Source organism: Skermanella stibiiresistens SB22, from assembly GCF_000576635.1.
In the GTDB taxonomy this organism is placed as follows: Bacteria; Pseudomonadota; Alphaproteobacteria; order Azospirillales; family Azospirillaceae; genus Skermanella; species Skermanella stibiiresistens.
The window spans coordinates 186,194-209,627 of the sequence record NZ_AVFL01000008.1 but is presented as its reverse complement, the minus strand read 5'-3'; the positions used below and the strand labels follow the sequence as shown (position 1 = coordinate 209,627).

Sequence of the window (23,434 nt, the reverse complement as noted above, 5' to 3'; positions counted from 1 at the left end):
GCTAGGTCATAGCCTACGCCAGAAGTATGGGTATCCGGCGGAGAGCGCGACACCATGGAGCAAGCAACCAACTGGGCCTCGCAGGCGACGTCGCGAATGCTCGCGGAGTCGCTGCCGCCAACGCCGCGCAATTTCAATATCTGGTACAGCTACTTCAGCGGCGACGCGCCAGACCTGAACCGCGCGCTGGATAGGATGATCGAGATCGGCCGGCCTCTGACGGCGGAGGTCATGGAGGAACTGCACGGCAAGTTCTTCAGCCTAGATCATGAGCAGAAGGTCGTCCTCGACGCCGGTGTCCAGATCCAATCGGCGCTGCTCCAGCTGCTCGACCTGCTGAAATCCTGTGGGGCCGATACCGACAGGTACGGCAACGCCCTCCATCAGTTCGGCGCCGGCTTGGAGACGCATGGATTGGAACAGCTCAGGGCGCTGGTCGACGCCATCGCCGCCGAAACCGCCGTCATGGCCGAGCGTAACCGCAAGCTCCAGAACCAATTGGTCTCATCCAGCACCCAGATGGAGGAATTGCGTCGGAACCTCGACATCGTCAGGCGGGAGTCGGTGACCGACAGCCTCACCGGGCTGTACAACCGGCGCCGGTTCGACGTCTCGCTGGACGAGGCGGCGGCGCGCGCGACACAGATTGGCCGGCCGTTCTGCCTGCTGATGACCGACATAGATCACTTCAAGAAATTCAACGACGCCCATGGCCATACCATCGGGGACCACGTCCTGGCCCTGGTCGCCCGCACGGTCAAGGAGTGCACCCGCGCCACGGACACGGCCGTCCGCTATGGTGGCGAGGAGTTCGCGGTGATCCTGCCGGATGTCAGGATGGCCGACGCGGTCAAGGTCGCGGAGCAGATCCGGAAATCCGTCGCGTCCAAAAAGCTGGTCAACCGATCCAAGAACGTGACGTTGGGCACCATAACCTTGTCGATAGGCGTATCGCAGTTCACGCGGGGTGAGCCGTTGGCCGAATTGATCAAGCGTGCCGACACCGCCCTCTATGAGGCCAAGCAGACTGGCCGCAACCGGGTCGTCGCCAAGGATTCCGGCTGAGGAAAGCTGGCCTAGACCGGCTTTCGAGGGCGGGAACCGCGGTTGTTGATGGCGCCCAGCAGGCCGGTGGCGGCTTGGGGATTGCTGGGACGGGGCGCCCGCAGCTTTGGCAGCTTCAAGGTGGTCGAAACCTCGTGCGCGGCGTCGGTCGCGTCGTCCGCGATCCTGCGCCGGATATCGGGTTCGAGCGTCGCGAAGGCGCGCGCCGCGAAATCCATGCCGATCTGGGACCTGGTTTGCTGAACCTGGCGCAGCGCTTTGGAGACCAGGGTACACTCCAGGGATGTCATCCCGCTGAAACGATCCAGAACGTCGGCGAGGATCCCGATGGCTTGGATCGTTTGGTCGTCATCGAGGCGCAAGGACGGCATGGGTGGCTCCGGTCAACAATCGCACTAGTCTAACATGGCCCGCGTGGTGCGGTCGAGGGCATCCCACCCCTTTTGATCGCTCGGCGCACGATTGTCATCGCGGTTGCCATCTTCACGGCCAAAACCTTCAACAAGTCCTTAAACTCGCCCCCCTCTGCGGAGTATAGTCCTCGGCATGTCCGATCCATTCCAATATGACGATCCGCTGAACGACGCAGTTCCGGCGATCGTGCCCCAAGGGGCGGCCCCGGCCGCGCGCGACTATCCCTATTTCGCCGGCCTCAACGAGGTTCAGCGCGAGGCGGTGGAGACGCTCGATGGTCCCGTGCTGGTGCTGGCGGGCGCCGGCACCGGCAAGACCCGCGTGCTGACGACGCGGCTGGCCCACCTGCTGATGACGCGGCGCGCCTCGCCGTTCCAGGTGCTGGCGGTGACCTTCACCAACAAGGCGGCGCGCGAGATGCGGGAGCGCGTCGGCGCCCTCGTGGGCGCTCCGACCGAGGGCTGGTGGATGGGCACGTTCCACGCCCTGGCCGCCCGCATCCTGCGCCGCCACGCCGAGCTTGTCGGGTTGAAGGGCAATTTCACCATCCTCGACAGCGACGACCAGATCAGGCTGATCAAGCAGCTCCTCAAGGCCGAGAACATCGACGACAAGAAGTGGCCCGCCCGCGCCGTGCTCAGCGTCATCGAGCGGTGGAAGGACAGGGCGCTGACGCCGGACAAGCTGAAGCCCGAGGACGGCGGCGACACGGCGGGCGGCAAGGTCGTCCAGCTCTACCGCAACTACCAGGAGCGCCTCCGCAGCCTCAACGCCTGCGATTTCGGCGACCTGCTGCTGCACAACATCACGCTGTTCCAGCAAAACGCGGAGGTTCTGTCCGATTATCAGACGCGTTTCCGCTACCTGCTGGTCGACGAATACCAGGACACCAATGTCGCCCAGTACCTCTGGCTGCGCCTGCTCGCCCAGAAGCACAAGAACATCTGCTGTGTCGGCGACGATGATCAATCAATCTATGGTTGGCGCGGGGCGGAGGTTGGGAACATCTTACGTTTCGAAAACGACTTCCCCGGCGCCAAAATCGTTCGGCTGGAGCAGAACTACCGGTCGACCGGGCATATCCTGGCGGCGGCGGCCGGGGTGATCTCGAACAACCAGGGGCGGTTGGGCAAGACGCTTTGGACCAAGTCGGATCAGGGCGACCCGGTCAAGGTGCGGGCGCTGTGGGATGGCGAGGAGGAGGCGCGCTGGATCGGCGAGGAGATCGAGGCGCTGCAGCGCGCCAAGGTCCCCCTGAGCCAGATCGCCGTGCTGGTCCGCGCCGGTTTCCAGACCCGCGAGTTCGAGGAGCGCTTCATCACCCTGGGCTTGCCCTACCGGGTGGTCGGCGGTCCGCGCTTCTACGAGCGGCAGGAGATCCGCGACGCCATGGCCTATCTCCGGATCATCGTCCAGCCGGACGACGATCTGGCGTTCGAACGGATCATCAACGTGCCGAAGCGCGGTGTCGGGCCAGCCACGATCCAGCAACTCTACCAGCTCGCCCGCGCCCGCTCGATCCCCCTGACCGAGGCGACGTGGCAGCTGCTGGAAACCGATGAGTTGAAGCCCAAGATGCGGGTGACGCTCCGCAACCTGATGACCGACTTCGACCGCTGGCGGACCCTGGGAGCCACCACCCACCACACCGATTTGGCCCAGATGGTGCTGGACGAATCGGGTTACACCGACATGTGGAAGGTGGACAAGACCCCGGAGGCGCCGGGCCGGCTGGAGAATTTGAAGGAGCTGGTCGCCGCCATGGGCGAGTTCGAGAACCTCGCCGGTTTCATGGAGCATGTCAGCCTCGTCATGGACAATGCCGAGTCCAGCGGCACAGAGATGGTCAGCGTCATGACCCTGCATGGCGCCAAGGGGCTGGAGTTCGACTATGTCTTCCTGCCCGGCTGGGAGGACGGCCTGTTTCCCAGCCAGCGGTCGATGGACGACACCGGCATCGCGGGTCTGGAGGAGGAGCGCAGGCTGGCCTATGTCGGCCTGACCCGGGCGCGCCGCCGCGCCCATGTCAGCCATGCCGCCAACCGTCGGATGCATGGTTCCTGGGTCACCGCCATCCCGTCACGCTTCGTCGGCGAATTGCCGGAGACCGACATCGAGACCGACGCCGCTCCCGGACTGTCGTCGGCGCCCGCGCCATCCTTCGGCGGTGGTGGATTTGGGGGTGGCTTCGGCGGCGGCGGCTTTGGTGGGGGTGGTTTCCGGGACTTCAAGGGCGGCGGCTTCGCCTCCCGACCCCAGCGCCAAGCCCCTGGACCGGTGATCGAGGGCAGCGCCTTCGAAGTGGCGCCGCGCAAGCGGCCGGACCAGCCGTTGAGGCGGGGCATGCGAGTGTTCCACCAGAAGTTTGGATATGGAACGGTGCGGGCGGTCGACGGCGACAAGCTGGAGATCGAGTTCGAACAGGCCGGCGTCAAGAAGGTGCTCGACAGCTTCGTCGTTCCAGCCGAGAAGGCGGGATGACTTGTTCTTCTTCGGGTTGATCGTGAAACGGCGGTTCAATCCGGGGTGTGGACGCCCATTAACGTTTTCGAAAACATACCCGCGTTCCAATACCTGATGTGAAGTGTTGGTGGAGCTCCGGCTTGGTCAGGTTTCGCGGGCAGGGTGCATGGTCAAGAATCGCCAGTTCAGCTATGAGACGCTCGTCTGTCATGAAGGCCGCTGGCTGATCCATTGCATCGTGCCGGAGGAGGAGGACGCGGTCGCGATCGGCCGCAGGCTGCTGACCGAGCCGGGCAACGAGGAGATCAAGGTGGTGCGCAACCGCACCATGCTGACCGGGTTCACGACCAAGCGGGAAATCCTCCACGAGGTCCGGCCGGCGATCAAGGAAAAGGCCATGGTCATCAAAGGCCGGGTCGATCGCAGTGTCGTCTGCGAGGAGGTGGACGACATCTACGCGCTGCAGAGCCGCCTGATCATGGGCAGGCTGTTCCGGCTGTTCCTGGAAAAATACCAGATCACGGCGACCGAACTCCTGCACAACTGGACCTATCTGCGGAAGCTGTCCGACGCCGGCAACATGCTCCACGCGGCGGTCCATCAGGTAGCATTGGCACAGGCGGCGGAACTGAACATCCCCGCCAAGGAGCGCATCCACCACATCGAGGGCTTGGTCCATCAGGCCATGGCCCGAGCCCGGGACTTCTACGCCGAGCGGCGGCATCTACCGCGGTTCGACACGGCCAACCTCGATCATGTCAGCCGACGCGTCCACGCCCGGTGCGGCCCGGAGAATCACGTCTTCACCATGCGGTGCCTGCTGGGGCAGCACCTGATGGGGTATGGCTCGGTCGGCGGCAAGATGGAGATGCTGCTGACCTTGATGACCGAGGACCTGGACCCCGTCCTGGGCGCGCTGTTCGAGGGCGTCGTGGCCGACGCGCTGGTCACGACCGACATGATCAAGGACCTGATCGGCCCCCAAGCCAATCTGGCGCAGTCCCTCTGCTCGCTCGCCGATTTCCTGCACGGCCGCGGTGACGTGAAGCGGATGACGCCCAACCTCGCGAGGATCGGCGCCCTGATCGAGCGCGGCGCCGGCGAGAGCTGCCGCCTGATCCTGGTGGAGAGATTGCTGGCCGAATTGAAGCGCGACCATCCGCTCGACCGCAAATGTCCCGAAGCCGACGGCGCCTTGCTGGACAGCGTGATCGAGCATCTGCGCGGCCCGAGCGACGAACTGCTGGGTGGCGAAGCGGCCGAGGCCGCGATCGCCGACCGGCTGGTCCGTCAGCGTCAAGCGTTCCTCCGCGATCTCGGCATGGTCGAGGTCGCGGACCAGCTGCCCGGCAAGTGGAAGCCCAACGTCAACTGAGGGACGCGGGACAGGCCGGGCCGCCGCCTTGCATAGCGCTGCCGCATCGACCATAAACGCGGTTTCCGCCACCGCCGGGCCCTCCGTGTCATGACCATTCCCGAACTCTGGCGCATCGCGCTGACCGTGCCCGAAAACTTGGTGGCGTTCTTCGCGGACGCCGTTGGCGACCACGCGGTCTCCGTCTCGACCTTCGAGATCGAGGAGGGGGTCACCTGGCTGGTCGAGGCGATCTCCCATGGCGAGCCGGATCGGAGCTGGCTGACGGCGCGGATCGCCGTGCTGGCGGAGGCGATGAATATCCCGGCGCCCGAGATGACGATCGAGCCGGTGCCGCAGCTGGATTGGCTCACCCGCTCCTACAAGAGCTTCCCGCCGATCCGGGCCGGGCGTTTCTTCGTCCATGGCTCGCACCACGAGGGTGGCGTGCCGCCATCGTCGATCGGTCTGCTGGTCGACGCCGCGACGGCGTTCGGCTCGGGCGAGCACGCGACGACCTATGGCTGCCTCGTGGCGCTCGACCAACTCGCGCGCCGCGTCCCGGTCAGGCGTGCGCTCGACATGGGCTGCGGCTCGGGCATCCTGGCGCTCGCCATCGCCAAGCTCTGGCATGTTCCGGTCGTGGCCTCGGACATCGACGCCGAATCGGTCCGGGTGACCCGTCTCAACGCGCGGCGCAACCGGGTTTCGGCCCTGGTGCGCGCGGTCGGTGGCAAGGGCTACGCGGTGGAGGCGGTCAGGCGCGGGCGCCCCTATGACCTGATCGCCAGCAACATCCTCGCGCGACCCCTGGCGCGGATGGCGCCGGATCTCCGCCGCGCCTTGCGGCCGGGCGGGCATGTCGTGCTGTCGGGGCTGCTGGACCGGCACGAGAACTGGGTCCTGGCCGCGCACCGCGCGCAAGGTTTGCGTCTGGTCGGACGGGTTCCAGTCGGCGAGTGGCGCACGCTGATCCTGCGCGGCTGACGCCGCGCGATGGCGGGGATCCGTATCTCCGATACCAGCTTTGCCCCCTTGCCTGGACCGGGGGTGGGATCTAGCCTTGCCACAAGCGAAGGCGACGATTCGGCAAGTCCATTTGGCAAGCATAGGGAAGGTTCATTCCGTGACGGGCATGGCGGTGGATTCCAGTGGATACCTCGGTGACGATGACCTCGGATCGCTGCTGTGGCAGGCGGGTTCGGATCGTTCGGTGGAGGACATCCGGAAGCTGATCGACGGCGTCAACGCGGCCCCGGTGGCGATGGATCCGGATGCGTGGCTGGATCTGCTGGGGGGCGCCAGTCTGCCGGAACCCCTGCGCGGACAACTCAAATCCCTGCGCGCCCTGATGGCGGAGCGGAGCGGCGGAATGCCAACCGATCACGATCATCCCGCCCGTGTGGCGGCCCTGCGCGCGGAGTTGGCGCGGCGGGGTCTCGCCGGGTTCGTGGTGCCGCGATCGGACGAGCACCAGGGCGAGTACGTTCCCGCCCGGGCCGAACGGCTGGCGTGGATCACGGGATTCACCGGCTCGGCGGGATTGGCGGTGGTCATGCTCGACCAAGCCGCCGTCTTCGTGGATGGGCGTTACACCCTGCAGGTCCAAGGGGAGGTTTCGCCGGCGCTGTTCCAGTACAAGCACCTGACCGATGATCCGCACGCCGACTGGATCACCGCCGCCCTGCCGAAAGGAGGCCGCCTTGGCTACGATCCTTGGCTCCACACCGTCGGTTGGGTCGAGCGGCTGCGCTCCGCGGTCGGACGGGCTGGTGGCGAATTGCTGGCCTGTCCCGATAATCCGATCGACGCGATCTGGCGCGACCAGCCTCCGGCGCCGCTGGCTCCGGTGGTGCCGCATGACCTGAGGTTCGCCGGCAAGAGCGCGGCCGAAAAGCGGGACGACGTCGCTTGTACCTTGAGGAACGCCGGTCAGAACGCCGCGGTCTTGACCCAGCCCGACTCGATCGCTTGGCTGCTCAACATTCGGGGGGGCGACGTCCCGCGCACACCGCTGCCGCTGTCCTTCGCGATCGTCGACGATGGCGGGGATGTCGATCTCTTCATCGACCGTCGCAAGCTGGTGCCGGCCGTGATCGAGCATTTGGGCAACCGCGTTTCGATTCGGGCACCGGACGAGTTCGGACCGGCACTGGATGGGCTGGGCGGTCGCGGCGCCAAGGTTCGCGTCGACCCCGCCTCGTCGGCCGCGTGGATCTTCGATCGGCTGTTGTTGGCGAACGCCAAGGTGGAGCGTGACGGCGATCCCGTCGCCCTGCCGAAGGCCCGCAAGAACGAGGTCGAGCTCGCCGGTACCCGCACCGCCCACGCGCGCGACGCGGTGGCGGTCGCCCGGTTCCTGGCTTGGATCTCCGAGGTGGGCCCCAGCGGCGAGGTCGGCGAGATCGAGGCGGCGGAGAAGCTGCTGGCGTTTCGGCGCGAGGGCGACCTGTTCCGCGACCAGAGTTTCGATACGATCTCGGGCGCCGGCCCGAACGGCGCGATCGTCCACTACCGGGTGTCGCCCAAGACCGAGCGGCGTTTGGCGCCTGGCAATCTGTATCTTGTCGACAGCGGCGCGCAGTATCTCGACGGCACGACCGATATCACGCGGACAATCGCGATCGGCCAGCCAACCGACGAGATGCGCGAGCGTTTCACCCTGGTGCTGAAGGGGCACATCGCCATCGCCACCGCCCGCTTTCCCAAAGGCACGACGGGGTCGCAACTCGATTGCCTGGCCCGCCACGCGCTGTGGCAGAAGGGGCTGGACTTCGACCATGGCACTGGCCACGGAGTCGGAAGCTATCTCAGCGTTCACGAGGGGCCGCAGCGGATCTCCAAGGTCGGAAACACTGTGGCGCTGGAGCCCGGCATGATCGTGTCCAACGAACCGGGATACTACCGGACCGGCGCATATGGCATCCGGATCGAGAACCTCGTCGCGGTACGGCCCTGTCCGGAGCTGGAGACGGCGGAGCGGCCGATGCTATCGTTCGAGACGCTGACCCTGGCGCCGATCGACTTGGCCTTGGTGGAGCCGACGCTGATGTCGTCGACGGAGATCGCGTGGCTCAACACCTACCACGCCTGGGTCCGTGACAGCTTGGCCGACCGTCTCGACGGCGACACCGCCGCTTGGCTGATCCGGGCGACCGATCCCATAGTCCCGTAGGCACAAACCCGCTTTCGCGAACGTCTGGCGCGAGAACGCCAACCGGACAGCCTGTCATGGCTGTCCGAGGGGCTTCGCCATGCCGATCACGCGTTGTGGCGCGTTGACACCGCGCATCATTAGGCGAATGGGCATAACCTCGTCGGTTTAAACGCATTATTTACGCTCCCACAGCATGGTGGATCCAACGGCGGGCGACCACGGCCGTCTGGTCGAAAGCTGGCGTGGAATTCTCGAATGACGACGTGCGGATCGGCGGAGTCCGGGCGTCGTGAGTGAAATGGCTGGGTTGCGGCGACCGGATGGATCGCGTCGGCACGGCCCTCGTCAACGGATGTATTTTGGAGCACACCATGAAGATCCTTGTGGTCGATGATTATGCAACCATGCGGCGTATCGTTCGTAACCTGCTGACCCAGATCGGTTATTCCGATATCGAGGAAGCTGGTGACGGCGTCACCGCGCTCGCGAAGCTGCGCGAGAGCAAGTTCGGCCTGGTGATCTCCGACTGGAACATGGAGCCGATGACGGGTCTTCAGCTTCTCAAGGAGATCCGCGCCGACAACAAGTTGAATGGCACGCCCTTCATCATGGTCACGGCCGAGAGCAAGACCGAGAACGTCGTCGCCGCCAAGGAAGCCGGCGTTAACAACTACATCGTCAAGCCGTTCAACGCCGATACCTTGAAGCAGAAGATCCAGTCCGTCATCGGCGGCTGATGGCGGCGTCGGACGACGGTCTCGCGGGGGGCGGTGGTGGACAAGCTGGAACAGCTCACCGAGGAAGAGTTCGAGCATATCGAGGATACCGTCGCGCGCACCGCGAAGGGGCGAGCTTTCCTGCGGCGCTATGCGCAACGGGCCCAGGGCGGTGCCGCGGATGATGTCCGCATCATGCTCGACCAGATGCGGTCCTTGCTCAACCAGGGAACGCCGATCTCCGGCAACACGTCGCATGTCGACATGCTGCGGCGTGAATTGCTGGAGATGGCGGGATCCATCGAAAAGGCCCGCCGCGAGGTCGCGGCGCTCCAGCCGCCCGACAACGGCAACAACAAGATCATAACGGCGACGAGCGAGCTGGACGCCATCGTCTCCGCGACGGAGCGCGCCTCGTTCGACATCCTGAATTCGGCCGAAAGGCTGATGGATCTGGGGGGGAAACTGCGGCGGAACGGTGCCGATCCCGATCTCTGCGGCGAGATCGAATCGGAGGTGAACAATATCTTCACCGCCTGCTCGTTCCAAGACCTGACCGGTCAGCGGACGAGCAAGGTCGTCAACGCGTTGCGCTATATCGAGCAGCGCGTCAACGCGATGATCGCGATCTGGGGCGTGGACGGCGTCAAGCCTGCCGATGACCCGGTCCCGGACGCCTTCAAGGACAAGCGTCCTGATGCCCATCTGTTGAATGGTCCGGCGAGGGAAGGGCAGGGGGTCAGCCAGTTCGACGTCGACGCCCTGTTCGCCGATCCGCCGGAAGCGCCAACTCCAGCACGCGCCGCGCCACCGCCACCCGAACCACCACCTCCGCCGCCGGTTCAGCGGCACGTGGAACCGCCCGCACCTCCACCCCCGCCTCCGGTGGTGGCCGCTCCGCCACCCGCTCCGGCCAAGGCGGCTCGGAAAGTGGAGAAGGCCGCCGCGAAGCCGAAGGCGGCGGCCCCGGCTCCGGAACCCATCCCCGCACCGCCGGCACCATCGCCAAAACCGGCACCGCCGCCGGCTCCGAAACCCGCGCCTCCTCCTCCGGTGCCGAAACCGGCGCCGCCGCCACCACCTCCACCCCCCGCGCCACCGCCACCACCTCCACCGCCTCCAGCGCCCAAGGCGGCACTCGATCAATCGGCCATCGACGCGCTGTTCGGCTAGCGCCGTCCGGGACGTCGGCGACATACGATTTTATGCGGTTTCAAACCATTTTAACGAAATACCATTAGAGTGTCGGCGGGATAACCATCGGCCGGTGGGAAGCACTGATCCGGCCAGTCCAAAACAGTGTCATCGAAACGCGCGAGAGGGACAGGGAATGACGGTCGATACTTCGGGGCGCGGTGCTCGCAAACCTTTCATGGCGGAATTGCAGCATGCCCGGCGGGCGGCGCCAACGGGTTCGAACCAGCTCGATCCGATCGGACTGCTGGCGCCAGCGGTGTCGGAATCGGCGGCGGCATCCGGTCCGATCTCGGTGGAGGTCGATCATACTCCCGTCTTGCGCTCGATCGCGGAGTTGCACGCCAAGTTCGACCGTTTCATGAGCAACGACCGGACGGACATCGACCAGATCCAAGTCGAGATCGCCGACATCTCCGGCCGGATCAAGGCGACCAAGGCCGAAATGGCGGCGCTGCGTCACCCCTTGGCCAGCGAGGACAAGTTCCAGCAGGCGTCGGAGGAGTTGAGCGCCGTCGTCAGCGCCACCGAGGTCGCGACCAACACGATCATCTCCTGCACCGAGGAGATCGAGGAGATCGTTCAGGAGTTGCGGGCCCAGTTGCCGGAGGGCTATCAGTCCAGCCGCGTCAACGACATGAACGAGATGATCGTCCGCATCTTCGAAGCCTGTAATTTCCAGGATCTGACCGGCCAGCGGATCACCAAGGTCGTCCGCGCCCTCTCCTTCATCGAGGAGCGGGTCGACGCCATGATGGGCGTTTGGAACAAGCGCGAGTTCGAAACCATGCCGCTGCCCCCCGGTATCGCCGCCAAGGATGGCGATTTGGAGCTTCACGGCCCCAACAAGGTCGACGCCAAGAAGGGCATGATCAGCCAGTCCGACATCGACGCGATGTTCGGGTGATGGATCCGGAGCGGCGCTCACCGCCGCCCCGGTCCAGGTTCATCAATCCATCTGTTCCGCGTAGTGACAAGCGACATGCCGGCCGTCCACCTCGCGCAGCGGCGGCACCTCGTCGGCGCAGCGCTGGGTCATGTGCGGGCAGCGCTTGTGATAGGCACAGCCCGATGGCGGGTTGAGCGGCGACGGCAATTCCCCCTTCGGCGGCGCCACGTCCTGGCGCAGGAGGGGGTTGACCCTGGGCGTCGCCGCCATCAGCGCCCGGGTGTAGGGGTGGCGCGGATGGGCGAACACCGTCTCCTTGGGGCCATGCTCGACCGGCCGGCCCAGATACATCACCATGATGTCGTCGGCGATGTGCCGGACCACGCTCAAGTCATGGCTGATGAAAAGGTAGGCGAGGTCGAACTCCTCCTGCAGATCCATCATCAGGTTCAGCACCTGGGCTTGGATCGACACGTCCAGCGCCGACACCGGCTCGTCCGCGACGACCACCCGCGGGTTCAGCATCAGCGCCCGGGCGATCGCGATGCGCTGGCGCTGGCCGCCGGAGAACATGTGCGGATAGCGCTCGTACTGGTCCGGCCTCAACCCCACCTTCGCCATCATCGCCGACGCGCGCTCGCGCCGTTCCGCCCTGCCCATGTCGGTGTTGATGACCAGCGGTTCCTCCAGGATCGTCCCGATCCGCTTGCGCGGGTTGAGCGAGCCATAGGGATTCTGGAACACCATCTGGACCTTGCGACGGAGCGCCTTGGCCTCCGCCTTGGTTCCCGCGTTCATGTCGCGCCCATCGAACCTCAACTCGCCCGAGGTTGGCGGATCGATCAGCGTGACCATGCGGGCCAGCGTGGACTTGCCACAGCCGCTCTCGCCGACCACCGCCAGCGTCCTGCCGGTCTGGAGGGCGAAGGAGACGCCGTCCACCGCCTTGACCGTGGCGTCGGCGCGAAACAGCCCGCGCTTGAGGCGGTAGTGTTTCTTGAGGTCGACCGCGTCCAGCACCGTCTCGCGCTGGACACGGCTCGATGGCGCTTCCGGCCGGAGGGGAGCCGCGGTCATGCCGCCACCCCGCCGGTCACCTGGAGCGGATAGAAGCAGCGCGCCGACCCACCGTCGTCGGGGAACAGCGGCACCGCCTCGCGCCGGCACTTGTCCTGGACGAAGCCGCAGCGCGGATTGAACAGGCAGCCGCGCGGCCGATCGGCGATGCCGGGCACGACGCCGGGAATGGTCGGCAGCCGCCGCTTGCCGATCGCCCGTTCCGGCAGGGCGTCCAGCAGGGCCCCGGTATAGGGGTGCTGGGGATGGGTGAACAGGTCGCGGGCCGGGCGGTTCTCGACCACCTGTCCGGCATACATCACCGATACCCGCCGCGCGGTTTCGGCGACCACGCCCATGTCGTGGGTGATCAGGATCAGCGCCATGCCACGGTCCTTTTGGAGATCGAGCAGCAGGTCCAGGATCTGCTTCTGGATCGTCACGTCCAGCGCGGTGGTCGGCTCGTCGGCGATCAGCAGGCGCGGATTGCAGGAGATCGCCATGGCGATCATCACGCGCTGACTCATGCCGCCGGAAAGCTGGTGGGGGAATGAAGACAGCCGACTCTCGGGCGCCGGGATGCCGACCTGCTCCAGCAGTTCGATCGCTCGGCGCTTCCGTTGCGCCCGTCCCATGTTCTCATGGACCTTGAGGCTTTCCATGATCTGGAAGCCGACGGTGAAGCACGGGTTGAGGCTGGTCATCGGCTCCTGGAACACCATCGCCACGTCCTTGCCGGTCAGCTTGCGGCGCTGCCGCTCGCTGAGCGTGCGAAGGTCGCGGCCATCGAAGTCCATCCTGTCGGCGACCACCCGGCCATTGTTGGCGATCAGGCCCATCACGGCCAGGGAGGTCACGCTCTTGCCGGAGCCGGATTCGCCGACGATGCCGAGGACTTCGCCCTCGTCCACCGTCAGGTCGATGCCGTCCACCGCCCGGAACGTGCCGGCACGGGTCGAGAACTCGACGGACAGGTTGCGGATGTCAAGCAGAGGCATGGATTGCCCTTATCGCTTCAGTTTCGGGTCGAGGGCGTCGCGCAGCCCGTCGCCCAGCAGATTGAAGGCCAGCACCGTGATCAGGATGGCGAGGCCGGGGAAGGTCACCACCCACCAGGCGCGGCTGACGAACTCGCGCGCCGACGCCAGCATGGATCCCCATTCGGGGGTCGGCGGCTGCGCGCCGAGGCCAAGGAAGCCCAGTGCGGCGGCGTCCAGGATCGCGGTCGAGAAGCCGAGCGTCGCCTGCACGATCAGCGGCGCCGTGCAGTTCGGTAGCACGGTGATGAACATCAGGCGCATCACGCCGGCACCGCTGACCTTGCTGGCGACGACGTAGTCCTTCGACAGCTCGGTGATCACGGCGGCGCGGGTCAACCGGGTGTAATGCGGCAGGACCACCAGCGAGATCGCGATCATCGCGTTCGTCAGGCTGGGTCCGAGGATCGCCACGATCACGATGGCTAGCAGCAGCGAGGGCAGGGCCAGCATGATGTCGCACAGCCGCATGATCGCCACGTCGGTGACACCGCGCGCGAAGCCCGCGATCAGCCCCAGGATCACGCCGATCGCCAGCGACAACGTCACGACGATGACGCCGATCAGCAGCGACAGCCGGGCGCCATGGATGATCCGGGAGAAGATGTCGCGGCCGACGTCATCGGTGCCCAACGGAAACGCCAACGATCCGCCCTCCTCCCAGAAGGGAGGCTGCAGGATCGCGTCGCGGAACTGTTCGATCGGCGAGTAGGGCGAGATCAGGTCGGCGAGGATGGCGGCCAGTGACACTATCACGATCACCACCAGCCCGGCGACGGCTCCCTTGTTCTGCGCGAAGTAATGCCAGAACTCGCCGAGCGGCGAGGGCGGGCGAGGGGTTCCCGCCGGGGCGGCGGCATCGATCTGGGATTCGACGGTCATGGATCAATGTCCCCCGTGGCGGATGCGCGGATTGAGGATGCCATAGGTCAGGTCGACCAGCAGGTTGACCAGCATGATCACCGCCGCGACCAGCAGCACGCCGCCCTGGAGCACGGGATAATCGCGCCGGGACACGGATTCGATCAGCCACTTGCCGATGCCCGGCCACGCGAAGATGGTCTCGGTCAGGATCGCGCCAGCGAACAGCACACCGACCTGCAGGCCAATCACTGTCACGACTGGGATCAGCGCGTTGCGCAGCGCGTGTTGCGCTATGACGCGGAAGGGCGCCAGCCCCTTGGCCCGCGCGGTCCGGATATAGTCCTCCCCCAGCACCTCCAGCATCGACGAGCGCGTCATGCGCGCGATCACGGCGAGCGGCACGGTGCCCAGCACGATCGCCGGCAGGATCAGGTGCGACAGGGCGGATGAGAAGGCGCCGGCCTCATCCGACAGCAGGCTGTCGATCAGCAGGAACCCGGTCACCGGCTCCACCCAATACATCACCGAGATGCGGCCCGACACCGGCGTCCAGCCGAGGTTGACCGAGAACAGCAGGATCAGCAGCAGCGCCCACCAGAAGATCGGCATGGAATAGCCGGTCAGGCTGATGCCCATCAGGCTGTGGTCGAACACCGATCCCCGCTTGACCGCCGCGATGATGCCAAGCGGCAGGCCGATGATCATGGCGAACAGGATCGCGCAGACCGACAGTTCTATCGTCGCCGGAAACAGGGTCAGGAACTCGTCCAGCACGGGAGTCCGGGTCACCACCGATTGCCCGAGGTCGCCCCGGACCACATCGGCGATGTAGGTGCCGTATTGGACCATCAGGGGCTTGTCCAAGCCCATGGCGGCGCGCAATTCGGCGTGCCGTTCGGGTGAGATGCCGCGCTCGCCGGCCATCAGTTCGACCGGATCGCCGGGAACCAGCCTGATCAGCGCGAAGGTCAGCAGGGTCACGCCGATGAAGGTCGGGATGATCAGACTGAACCGGGTCAGAATGAAACGGAACATGGTCAGCTTTTATGTCTGCGGAATAGCCAGCGCACCCCCCGTCCCGGGGGACGGGGGGTGCTTGGGCCCGGATCGGATTTACTTCAGGTCCACGCCGTAGAAGATGTGGCCGCCGAACGGATCGATCTTATAGTTCTGCACTTCCTTGCGGATCGGCTCGTAGACGACCGAGTGGGCAACGGTGATCCACGGCGCTTGTTCCTTGAAGACGGCCTGGGCGTCCTCGTAGAACTTGGTGCGCTGCGCCACATCCGGCGTCCGCTTCGCCTTGACGAGCAGGTCGTTGAAGGGCTGGTAACAGAATCGGGCGCGGTTTGCGCTGCCGACGGCCTCGCAGCCGAGCAGGACATAGAGGAAGTTGTCGGGGTCGCCGTTGTCACCGGTCCAGCCCATCAGCATGGTCTGGTGCTCGCCGTCCTTGGTCCGCCGCAGATACTCGCCCCATTCGTAGCTGACGATCTTGGCCTTGACCCCGACCTTGGCCCAATCGGCTTGGACCATCTCCGCCATGCGGCGGGCGTTGGGGTTGTACGGCCGCTGGACCGGCATGGCCCACAGGTCGGTCTCGAAACCATTGGGGAAGCCGGCGTCGGCCAGCATCTTGCGGGCGGCCTCCGGATCGTACTTGGTATCCTCGATCTTGTCGTTGTAGGACCAGATGGTCGGTGGGATCGGGTTCTTGGCCTTCTTGCCGGCGCCCTGATAGACGGCCTCGATGATGGCGTCCTTGTTGACCGCCATGCTCAGGGCCTGCCGAACCTTGGTGTCCGTGAACGGCGCCTTCTCGGTGTTGAAGGCGAGGTAGCCGACGTTCAAGCCTTCCTGCGACATCAGGTTGACCGCCGGATCGGTCCTCATCGCGGCCAGATCGGCCGGGTTCGGGTAGGCCATGACATGGCACTCGCCCGCCTTCAGCTTGGCGTAGCGGACGGAGGCGTCGGGCGTGATAGAGAACACCAGCGTGTCGATCGGCGCCTTGCCGGCCCAATAGGCCTCGTTCGCCCGATAGCGGATGACGGCATCCTTCTGGTAGCCGACGAACTGGAACGGCCCGGTCCCGACCGGCTCCTGGTCCACCTTGGTCTGGGTGCCGGCCTTGGCCATCGCGTCGGCGTACTCGGCCGACTGGATCGACGCGAAGTCCATGCCGAGGTTGGCGAGGAACGGGGCCTCCGGCTCGTTCAGCGTGAACTTGACCGTGTAGTCGTCCACCGCCTCGATGCTCTTCAGCAGCTTGGGCATGTCCATGCTGTTGAAGTACTCGTACGCGCCGCCGGAGACGGTGTGATATGGATTTTCCGTCTTCCACTGGCGCTCGAACGTGAAGATCACGTCCTGGGCATTGAAGTCGCGCGTCGGTTTGAACGACTTCGACGTGTGGAACTTGACGCCCTTGCGAAGCTTGAAGGTGTACTCCAGCCCCTCCTCGGACACGGTCCACGACTCCGCCAGACCGGGAACGATCTTGGTCGTGCCACGCTCGAACTGGACCAGCTTGTCGAACACCTGGCGCGAGGTCGCGTCAAATGTCGTGCCCGCCGTGAAAAACGCAGGATTGAAACCCTCCGGGCTTCCTTCCGAGCAATAAACCAGAGTTTTGGCTGCGAGCGGTGAAACGAAGCCCGCCGCGAGAGTCAACCCCAGGGCCGCTCCGCGCAGTGCTTGATGCATTAAAAGCCTCCTGTATGCTTCTTTTCTTAAGACATCTCTCTTGAGCGCGATTGCGGGCGCCATGATGTCGCAGAGCTCAGAATAGCCTTACAGGGAGACGGACTGTCAACGTCAATGGATTATTGCTCACGGAATTGATCAGCGTCCGCTGACCTGACGCCGCAGGGCCGCTTCCATGACGTTCCTCAGGTTGACGGGCGCGAAGGGGCGCGAGAGTACCGAAACATCGGCACCTTCCAAGTCGCTGACGCGCTCCGGTCCGCTCGCTCCCATGATCAGCATGATTGGGGTTCGGGAGCCGGCCCGCCCGCGTAGGGACTCCAAAACCGCCGTTCCGCCACCACCCATGACTTCGGCGATGATGAGGTCGGCGGAGGCTATGGCTTCGGGTTCGGCTTGCTCCGCCGAATGCGCGGTGTCGACCGAGCAGTTCCAGTTCTCCAGGACAAGGCGTAGGGAAGTCAGCTGGACAGGATCGCCGCCGATCAACACCACGGATATGGTGTCGGCGACGGCCGCCCGCTCCGGCGCCTCGGCCCGTGGGATCGTTATCGAGAACACCGATCCCTTGCCGGGACGGGAACGAACGTCGATGCCGTGGCCCAGCAGGCGCGCGGTCCGCTCGGCGATCGCCAGTCCCAAACCGAGACCTCGCCCTCGATCACGCGGTCCCATCCCGGGAAGCTGGACGAACTCCTCGAAGATCGCCGGCCGTTTCTCATCCGGGATCCCGGGGCCGGTGTCCCACACCTCCACTCGGACGCGGCCGAGGCGATGGCGGCAACCGACCATGACGCTGCCGGTTTTGGTGAACCTCACGGCGTTGCCGATCAGTTGGCGCAGCATCCGTTCCAGCAGCAGCGGATCGGTCTCCACCTCCGTGGCACAGGGGACGTAACGCAGCCGCAATCCCTTCTCCAACGCGGAGGGTTCGAATTCGCGGATCATCTTCTCGAGGATTTCCCCGACATTGACCGCGGTCACCGCCGGACGCACGTTGCCGGCGTCCAGGGACGACAGCTCCAGCAGCGACGTCAGCAGCAGCTCGGCCGATTGAACGGCTTCCCGAATGCGGGTGACCAGCGATTGCTGTCCCGGATCGCTGATCTTGGAACCCAGGAGGTGCAGGAACAGGTGGATCGCCTGATAAGGCTGCCGAAGATCGTGGTTGGCCGATGACAGGAACTTGGATTTGGCCTGGGTCGCCCGCTCCGCCTCGGCGCGCGCGGCCGCCAGCCTGCCATCCATGGCGACCTGCTCGGCGATCTCCAGGCCGATCAGACCCGCGATCCGGCTCAGGCTTTCGAAGGCGGCTCGGTCCGGTTCCGGCTTCGATGGCCGGTCGATGATCCAAAGACTGCCCAGTTTCACGCGGTCGGCGCCAAAGACGGCGGCGCCCGCGAAAATCCGAGGACCGCGCCATGACCCCGGCGCGTTGTTTTGGCGCGACCGCGTCACCACCCCAGGTCCCTCGAGGAGTTGGTCAAGCGCCATCAAGTCCGGTCCCAGCGCCTCGGCTTGAGCGTCATCCAATCCGGACGTGGCGGCCGTGGACAGGGTCCCGGCGACGTCCAGGCAAAGAACCGCCGCTGGCGCACCCAGCACGTGGGCGGCGAGATCGAGCAACCCGGTCAGCGCGCGCCCAGTCGGGAGAGTCACCGACATACTCTCGTAATCCATTTGCATGATCGGGGAGACTATGTGATTGCGGTTGTCAAGCGTATCAGCCTAACACGCATCGTAGCAGCATACAGCACCGGATTATGCCGGATGGACATGGCGCCTACTCGGATGTGCGTCGCCACGCACACTTCGATGCACCGCGCCACCGTCTCGCGGTCGCCCTCAAGCCGCCTGCCCAGGCCTCCGATATTCGGTCCCGCCGCCATTCCCAGGCTCCCGCTTGTCCGGCGTCTTCGGCTGGGGCAGCGCGTAGAAACGAGGCTCGTTCCGGTCCCAACTCGGCTCGAAGGGCAGGCGCATCATCGCGGTGCCGCCGTCGCGCTGGGCGTCGCGCATGGCTTGCTGAAGCTGCTCGGCCGCGTCGCGGTCCCAGGGGATCCTGTATAGGTTGGGAACTTGCGTCCATTGCAGCGTCAGATAGATCGCCTCGCCCTCAACATAGGAGGCGCTGAGGATCGACGCCTCTTTGACGTTGGCGCCAAGCCATTCCAGGCTGACGGGCTTGGCCCGTCCGAGCAGCGACGCCGGAGCGGCGTAGGCCGCGGGCAGGAGAAGGGTGAATAGCGCCAGGATCAGCGTTCTGGCCAGACGCGATTGGGTCCAGCGAAGGGCGACCAGCACAAGCATCAGACTGACGGCGGCGACGAACACGAACAGATAGGTCAAGTTTTCCATGGCGGTTCCTGACGAAATCGGGTGTCGGATCAGCGTCTCAAGCAAGCCTCTCGGGCAAACCTTCTGAAATGTCTTGGCCGAACGCGCGGTCTGAGGGCGCTATTCAGGCTGACGTCACGATTTCGCCCCTTTTCCCACAAACGGAATATGCAACCCGTCTGTTCCTGACCGAACTGGCGCCTGTCGGTTTGTCGCCTGTTTGATTCTCTGGGTCGGCCGGTCGGCGCGGCGCTATGTTCGAAGGCCCAGGTGTTTTCGCCGCTCCGGAATGGATGGGTGCTCAGGTCGGGGAACTTTGGAATCCCAGATCCGGTTGTCGCCGGGATGATGGACATGTCGGAAGAGGAGAAGACGATGAGGATCCGGGACATCATGACCACGGAAGTCGAACTCGTCCATCCGGATACCCTGCTGCGCGATGCCGCCCAAAAAATGCGCGACGCCGATACCGGCTTCCTGCCGGTCGGGGAGGATGACCGCTTGGTCGGCACATTGACCGACCGAGACATCACCATCCGCGCCGTCGCCGAGGGGCACGACCCCAAGGTCGTGCGCGTACGTGAAGCCATGTCGGACAAGCTGATCTACTGCATGGAGGATCAGGATAGCAGTGAGGCCGCCGAACTGATGGCGGAGAACGACATCCGCCGCCTTCCGGTCCTTAACAGCGACAAACGCTTGGTTGGCGTGATTTCCCTGGGCGACTTGGCGGCCCAAACCGGCGACGATGATGTCGTTGGCCAGACGATCCAGGACATCTCCAGTTCGCCTTCGAATTCCTGATCGTTCCGGGAACTGAGGTGGCGCATTGGCGAGCGTTGAGTCATCCCACGCCGCCTCACGCGGTGATATTCCATGCAAACCACACAAATATCGTCTTTTGTGCCCTTTTAAGCATCTCATGATCAAAAATTAAGCGGAATATTGAGGCGGCTTGTCTGGTGCCGGGGGCAGCATCCTGGCAAACATCCGTCAAACGCTGTCGCGTCGCGCCGTGGCGCCGCCTTGGCCCCAAACTTGCTCTTGTCGCCTCGCGTTAAACACGAAGAAGTTAAGAGGCGAGAGCATGGGAACGTTTAAGGGCGGCATCAAGGCCGTGGCGCTGGGCTGCGCCGTGGCGGTTTCGGCACTGATGGCCGGGGTGGCTCAGGCGGCGGAACCGATCAAGATCGGCGTGCTCCACTCCTTGTCGGGCACGATGGCGATCAGCGAGACGACGCTGAAGGACACCATCATGATGATGGTGGACGACCTCAACAAGAAGGGCGGGCTGCTGGGCCGGCCGGTCGAGGCCGTCGTCGTCGACCCCGCGTCGAACTGGCCGCTGTTCGCCGAGAAGGCGCGCGAACTGATCGAGAAGGACAAGGTTTCGGCCGTCTTCGGCTGCTGGACCTCGGTCAGCCGCAAGTCGGTGCTGCCGGTCTTCGAGGAGACCAACGGCCTGCTGTTCTATCCCGTGCAATACGAGGGCGAGGAGTCCTCGCGGAACGTCTTCTACACCGGCGCCGCTCCCAACCAGCAGGCGATCCCGGCCGTCGAATACCTGATGGGCGCCGAAGGCGGCGACGTCAAGCGTTGGGTCCTTGCCGGCACCGACTATGTCTACCCGCGCACGACCAACAAGATCCTGGAGGCGTTCCTGATGTCGAAGGGCGTCGCCAAGGATGACATCATGATCAACTACACGCCGTTCGGTCACTCGGACTGGCAGACGATCGTGGCCGACATCAAGAAGTTCGCATCCGCCGGCAAGAAGACCGCCGTCGTCTCGACCATCAACGGCGACGCCAACGTGCCGTTCTACAAGGAGCTCGCCAACCAGGGCATCAAGGCGACCGACATTCCGGTCGTGGCCTTCTCGGTCGGCGAGGAGGAGTTGGCCGGCATCGACACCTCCAACCTGGTCGGCCACCTCGCCGCCTGGAACTACTTCATGTCGGTCGACACTCCCGAGAACACCGCCTTCATCAAGCAGTGGCACGCGTTCACCAAGAACGACAAGCGGGTGACCAACGATCCGATGGAGGCCCATTACATCGGCTTCAAGATGTGGACCCAGGCGGTCCTCCAGGCCGGCACCACCGAGGTCAACGCCGTCCGCCAAGCCATGTACGGCCAGAAGGTGCGCAGCCCGAGCGGCTACGACGTCGTGATGAACACCAACCACCACCTGTCGAAGCCGGTCATGATCGGCGAGATCCAGTCCGACGGACAGTTCTCGATCGTCTCCCAGACTGAAGACGCGATCAAGGGCGCCGCCTGGAGCCCCTACATCCCGGAATCGGCCAAGCTGACGGCCGACTGGACGTTCCCGTGGGTCTGCGGCAACTGCACCGAGCCCAAGTATACCGCCTACGCCAAGTGACAGCCCGCCTCCCGATTTCCCCCCGGCGAAGTCGCCGGGGGGAAAGTCATTTCGAGATAACCGGGTAGAACGCCGGGGGTAAGCGCCTTGATCATGATCAAATCCCACCTCGCCAGGGTCACTTGGGTCCTGCGTGGCCTTCATGCCTTTGTTTTGGCCTTTTTCCTGATGACCGGGTTGCTGACCGTCGGTGTCGCGATCGGCGCCTTCGCGGCGTCCTCGGCTTGGGCCGATGAGTATTCCGACGCGCTGGCCGGTCTGGCGGCACCCGCCTTCAACGACAAGGTCGCGGCGATCGACGCGCTGGCCCGATTGGGTGACGAGCGGGCTACGCCGGTCCTGGAGGCGATGTCGGACAATCGGCTCTACACCCGCAAGGAGGACGGACGCCTGGTGATCGGCGGCACGGGTCGCGACATCGCGCTGACCGACGCCGCCACGGGCGAGGCGCTGGGCACGGCGACCAGCCGCGATCTCACCCGCATCAACGTCAACAACGCCTTGCGCACCGCCCTAGGCGGCGCCATCGGGCGGCTCCAGATCAACAACGCCGATCCGGCCAAGCGGCTGGCCGCCGCCGAGACCATGGCGCGCGACCGCACGCCGGAAGCCATGGCGCTGCTGCGCGACGCGCTGGCGCGCGAGAAGGTCGAGGACGTCCGGGCGGCCATGGCGCTGACCTACGCCAAGATGAGCCTGACCAGCACCGACCCGGCCGAGCGGCTGGCGGCGGTCAAGGAGGTCTCCGGCCGGCTGTCCTCCGAGGTGCGCGCCCTCGTCGCCCCGCTGGCCGCCACCAACCCGGATGGCAGCTTCGCCGAACCCGATCCCCAGGTGCGCGCCGCCGCCACCGGCCTGATCGCCCGGATCGACCAGCGCCTGATGATGACGGAACTGGCGTTGAACCTGTTCCAGGGTGTCAGCCTGGGCTCGGTCCTGTTGCTGGCCGCGATCGGGTTGGCCATCACCTTCGGGGTCATGGGTGTCATCAACATGGCGCATGGCGAAATGATCATGCTGGGCGCCTACACCACCGTCGTGGTGCAGCAGTTGTTCCGCGAATGGATCCCCGCCGAGTTCTTCGGCCTCTATCTCGTCATCTCGATTCCCGCCGCCTTCCTGGTGGCCGGCGCCGTCGGCGTCCTGATGGAGCGCGGCATCATCCGGTTCCTCTATGGCCGCCCGCTGGAAACCTTGCTGGCCACCTGGGGCATCAGCCTGATGCTCCAGCAACTGGTGCGCGCGATCTTCGGCGCCCCTAACAAGGAGGTCTCCAACCCCGGCTGGATGACCGGCGCGTTCGAGGCGATGCCGGGCATGGTGCTGACCTACAACCGTATCGCCATCATCATCTTCGCGCTGGCGGTGCTGGCCGGCTTGGCGGCCTTGCTCCGCTACACGCCGTTCGGTCTCCAGATGCGCGCCGTCACCCAGAACCGCAACATGGCCTCGGCCATGGGCATCCGCACCGGCTGGGTCGACGCGCTCACCTTCGGCCTCGGCTCCGGCATCGCCGGCGTCGCCGGGGTGGCGCTCAGCCAGATCGGCAACGTCAGCCCCAACCTGGGGCAGGGCTATATCGTCGACAGCTTCATGGTCGTGGTGTTCGGTGGTGTCGGCAGCCTGTGGGGCGTGCTGGCGGGCGCCATGACGCTGGGCATCTTCAACAAATTCCTGGAGCCCTACGCCGGCGCCATGCTCGGCAAGATCCTGATCCTGGTCTTCATCATCCTGTTCATCCAGAAGCGCCCGCGCGGCTTGTTCGCGCTCAAGGGCCGCGCCGCGGAGGCCTGAAG

19 protein-coding genes are annotated in these 23,434 nt (G+C 65.2%); 11 read left to right on the top strand and 8 right to left on the bottom strand.

From position 1 onward, the window contains the following. The first annotated feature begins 54 nt into the window (after window positions 1-54). The gene (locus N825_RS13315) at window positions 55-1,065 is read left to right on the top strand and encodes a GGDEF domain-containing protein (RefSeq protein ID WP_037452252.1); all 1,011 of its coding nucleotides are present in this window, start codon (window positions 55-57) and stop codon (window positions 1,063-1,065) included. A gap of 11 nt (window positions 1,066-1,076) precedes the next feature. Here N825_RS13315 and N825_RS13310 read toward each other — a convergent pair whose 3' ends face one another. Beyond that, window positions 1,077-1,436, bottom strand: coding sequence for a hypothetical protein (locus N825_RS13310; RefSeq protein WP_037452250.1), 360 nt, complete (start codon window positions 1,434-1,436; stop codon window positions 1,077-1,079). Window positions 1,437-1,611: 175 nt separating this feature from the next. Between N825_RS13310 and N825_RS13305 the strand changes: the two genes are divergently transcribed. The 7 genes from N825_RS13305 to N825_RS13275 all read left to right on the top strand — a co-directional run bounded on the left by N825_RS13305 (window position 1,612) and on the right by N825_RS13275 (window position 11,270). Next, window positions 1,612-3,960 carry a UvrD-helicase domain-containing protein gene (locus tag N825_RS13305; protein WP_037452248.1) on the top strand — a complete coding sequence of 783 codons (2,349 nt, stop codon included), beginning with the start codon at window positions 1,612-1,614 and terminating at the stop codon, window positions 3,958-3,960. A 148-nt stretch (window positions 3,961-4,108) separates the two neighbouring features. Beyond that, window positions 4,109-5,317 (top strand): hypothetical protein, encoded by a 1,209-nt coding sequence (locus N825_RS13300; RefSeq protein WP_037452246.1) that lies wholly within the window; start codon window positions 4,109-4,111, stop codon window positions 5,315-5,317. Between the two features lie 90 nt (window positions 5,318-5,407). After that, on the top strand, window positions 5,408-6,283 hold the full coding sequence (locus N825_RS13295) for a 50S ribosomal protein L11 methyltransferase (protein ID WP_037452243.1): 876 nt from the start codon (window positions 5,408-5,410) through the stop codon (window positions 6,281-6,283). Between the two features lie 148 nt (window positions 6,284-6,431). Continuing rightward, the gene (locus N825_RS13290) at window positions 6,432-8,471 is read left to right on the top strand and encodes an aminopeptidase P family protein (RefSeq protein ID WP_037452240.1); all 2,040 of its coding nucleotides are present in this window, start codon (window positions 6,432-6,434) and stop codon (window positions 8,469-8,471) included. Between the two features lie 353 nt (window positions 8,472-8,824). Continuing rightward, window positions 8,825-9,190: a chemotaxis response regulator CheY gene (locus N825_RS13285; protein WP_037452520.1), complete on the top strand. Its 366-nt coding sequence runs from the start codon at window positions 8,825-8,827 to the stop codon at window positions 9,188-9,190. A 36-nt stretch (window positions 9,191-9,226) separates the two neighbouring features. Beyond that, on the top strand, window positions 9,227-10,342 hold the full coding sequence (locus N825_RS13280) for a hypothetical protein (protein ID WP_037452517.1): 1,116 nt from the start codon (window positions 9,227-9,229) through the stop codon (window positions 10,340-10,342). Between the two features lie 157 nt (window positions 10,343-10,499). Then, window positions 10,500-11,270 (top strand): protein phosphatase CheZ, encoded by a 771-nt coding sequence (locus N825_RS13275; protein WP_037452238.1) that lies wholly within the window; start codon window positions 10,500-10,502, stop codon window positions 11,268-11,270. 42 nt (window positions 11,271-11,312) lie between these two features. Here N825_RS13275 and N825_RS13270 read toward each other — a convergent pair whose 3' ends face one another. The 7 genes from N825_RS13270 to N825_RS13240 form a co-directional block, all read right to left on the bottom strand. Further along, a complete protein-coding gene (locus tag N825_RS13270; protein ID WP_051512291.1) occupies window positions 11,313-12,329 on the bottom strand; it encodes a peptide ABC transporter ATP-binding protein in 1,017 nt (338 codons plus the stop codon). Then, window positions 12,326-13,306 carry an ABC transporter ATP-binding protein gene (locus tag N825_RS13265; protein WP_037452235.1) on the bottom strand — a complete coding sequence of 327 codons (981 nt, stop codon included), beginning with the start codon at window positions 13,304-13,306 and terminating at the stop codon, window positions 12,326-12,328. Before N825_RS13265 ends, N825_RS13270 begins: the two co-directional genes overlap by 4 nt. A gap of 9 nt (window positions 13,307-13,315) precedes the next feature. Beyond that, entirely contained in the window at window positions 13,316-14,227 is a 912-nt protein-coding gene (gene dppC, locus N825_RS13260) for a dipeptide ABC transporter permease DppC (RefSeq protein WP_037452232.1), read from the bottom strand. Between the two features lie 3 nt (window positions 14,228-14,230). After that, complete coding sequence (locus N825_RS13255; protein WP_037452229.1) at window positions 14,231-15,244, bottom strand: ABC transporter permease subunit; 1,014 nt, start codon at window positions 15,242-15,244, stop codon at window positions 14,231-14,233. A 78-nt stretch (window positions 15,245-15,322) separates the two neighbouring features. Next, the gene (locus N825_RS13250) at window positions 15,323-16,915 is read right to left on the bottom strand and encodes an ABC transporter substrate-binding protein (protein ID WP_037452226.1); all 1,593 of its coding nucleotides are present in this window, start codon (window positions 16,913-16,915) and stop codon (window positions 15,323-15,325) included. A 138-nt stretch (window positions 16,916-17,053) separates the two neighbouring features. Next, window positions 17,054-18,580, bottom strand: coding sequence for an ATP-binding protein (locus tag N825_RS13245; protein WP_198038312.1), 1,527 nt, complete (start codon window positions 18,578-18,580; stop codon window positions 17,054-17,056). Window positions 18,581-18,760: 180 nt separating this feature from the next. After that, complete coding sequence (locus N825_RS13240; protein WP_037452224.1) at window positions 18,761-19,273, bottom strand: hypothetical protein; 513 nt, start codon at window positions 19,271-19,273, stop codon at window positions 18,761-18,763. 354 nt (window positions 19,274-19,627) lie between these two features. Between N825_RS13240 and N825_RS13235 the strand changes: the two genes are divergently transcribed. The 3 genes from N825_RS13235 (at window position 19,628) to urtB (ending at window position 23,432) form a co-directional block, all read left to right on the top strand. Beyond that, window positions 19,628-20,056, top strand: coding sequence for a CBS domain-containing protein (locus tag N825_RS13235; RefSeq protein WP_037452509.1), 429 nt, complete (start codon window positions 19,628-19,630; stop codon window positions 20,054-20,056). Window positions 20,057-20,339: 283 nt separating this feature from the next. After that, window positions 20,340-21,638, top strand: coding sequence for an urea ABC transporter substrate-binding protein (gene urtA / locus N825_RS13230; RefSeq protein WP_037452221.1), 1,299 nt, complete (start codon window positions 20,340-20,342; stop codon window positions 21,636-21,638). A gap of 93 nt (window positions 21,639-21,731) precedes the next feature. Further along, window positions 21,732-23,432 carry an urea ABC transporter permease subunit UrtB gene (gene urtB, locus N825_RS13225; RefSeq protein ID WP_037452508.1) on the top strand — a complete coding sequence of 567 codons (1,701 nt, stop codon included), beginning with the start codon at window positions 21,732-21,734 and terminating at the stop codon, window positions 23,430-23,432. Window positions 23,433-23,434: the final 2 nt, after the last annotated feature.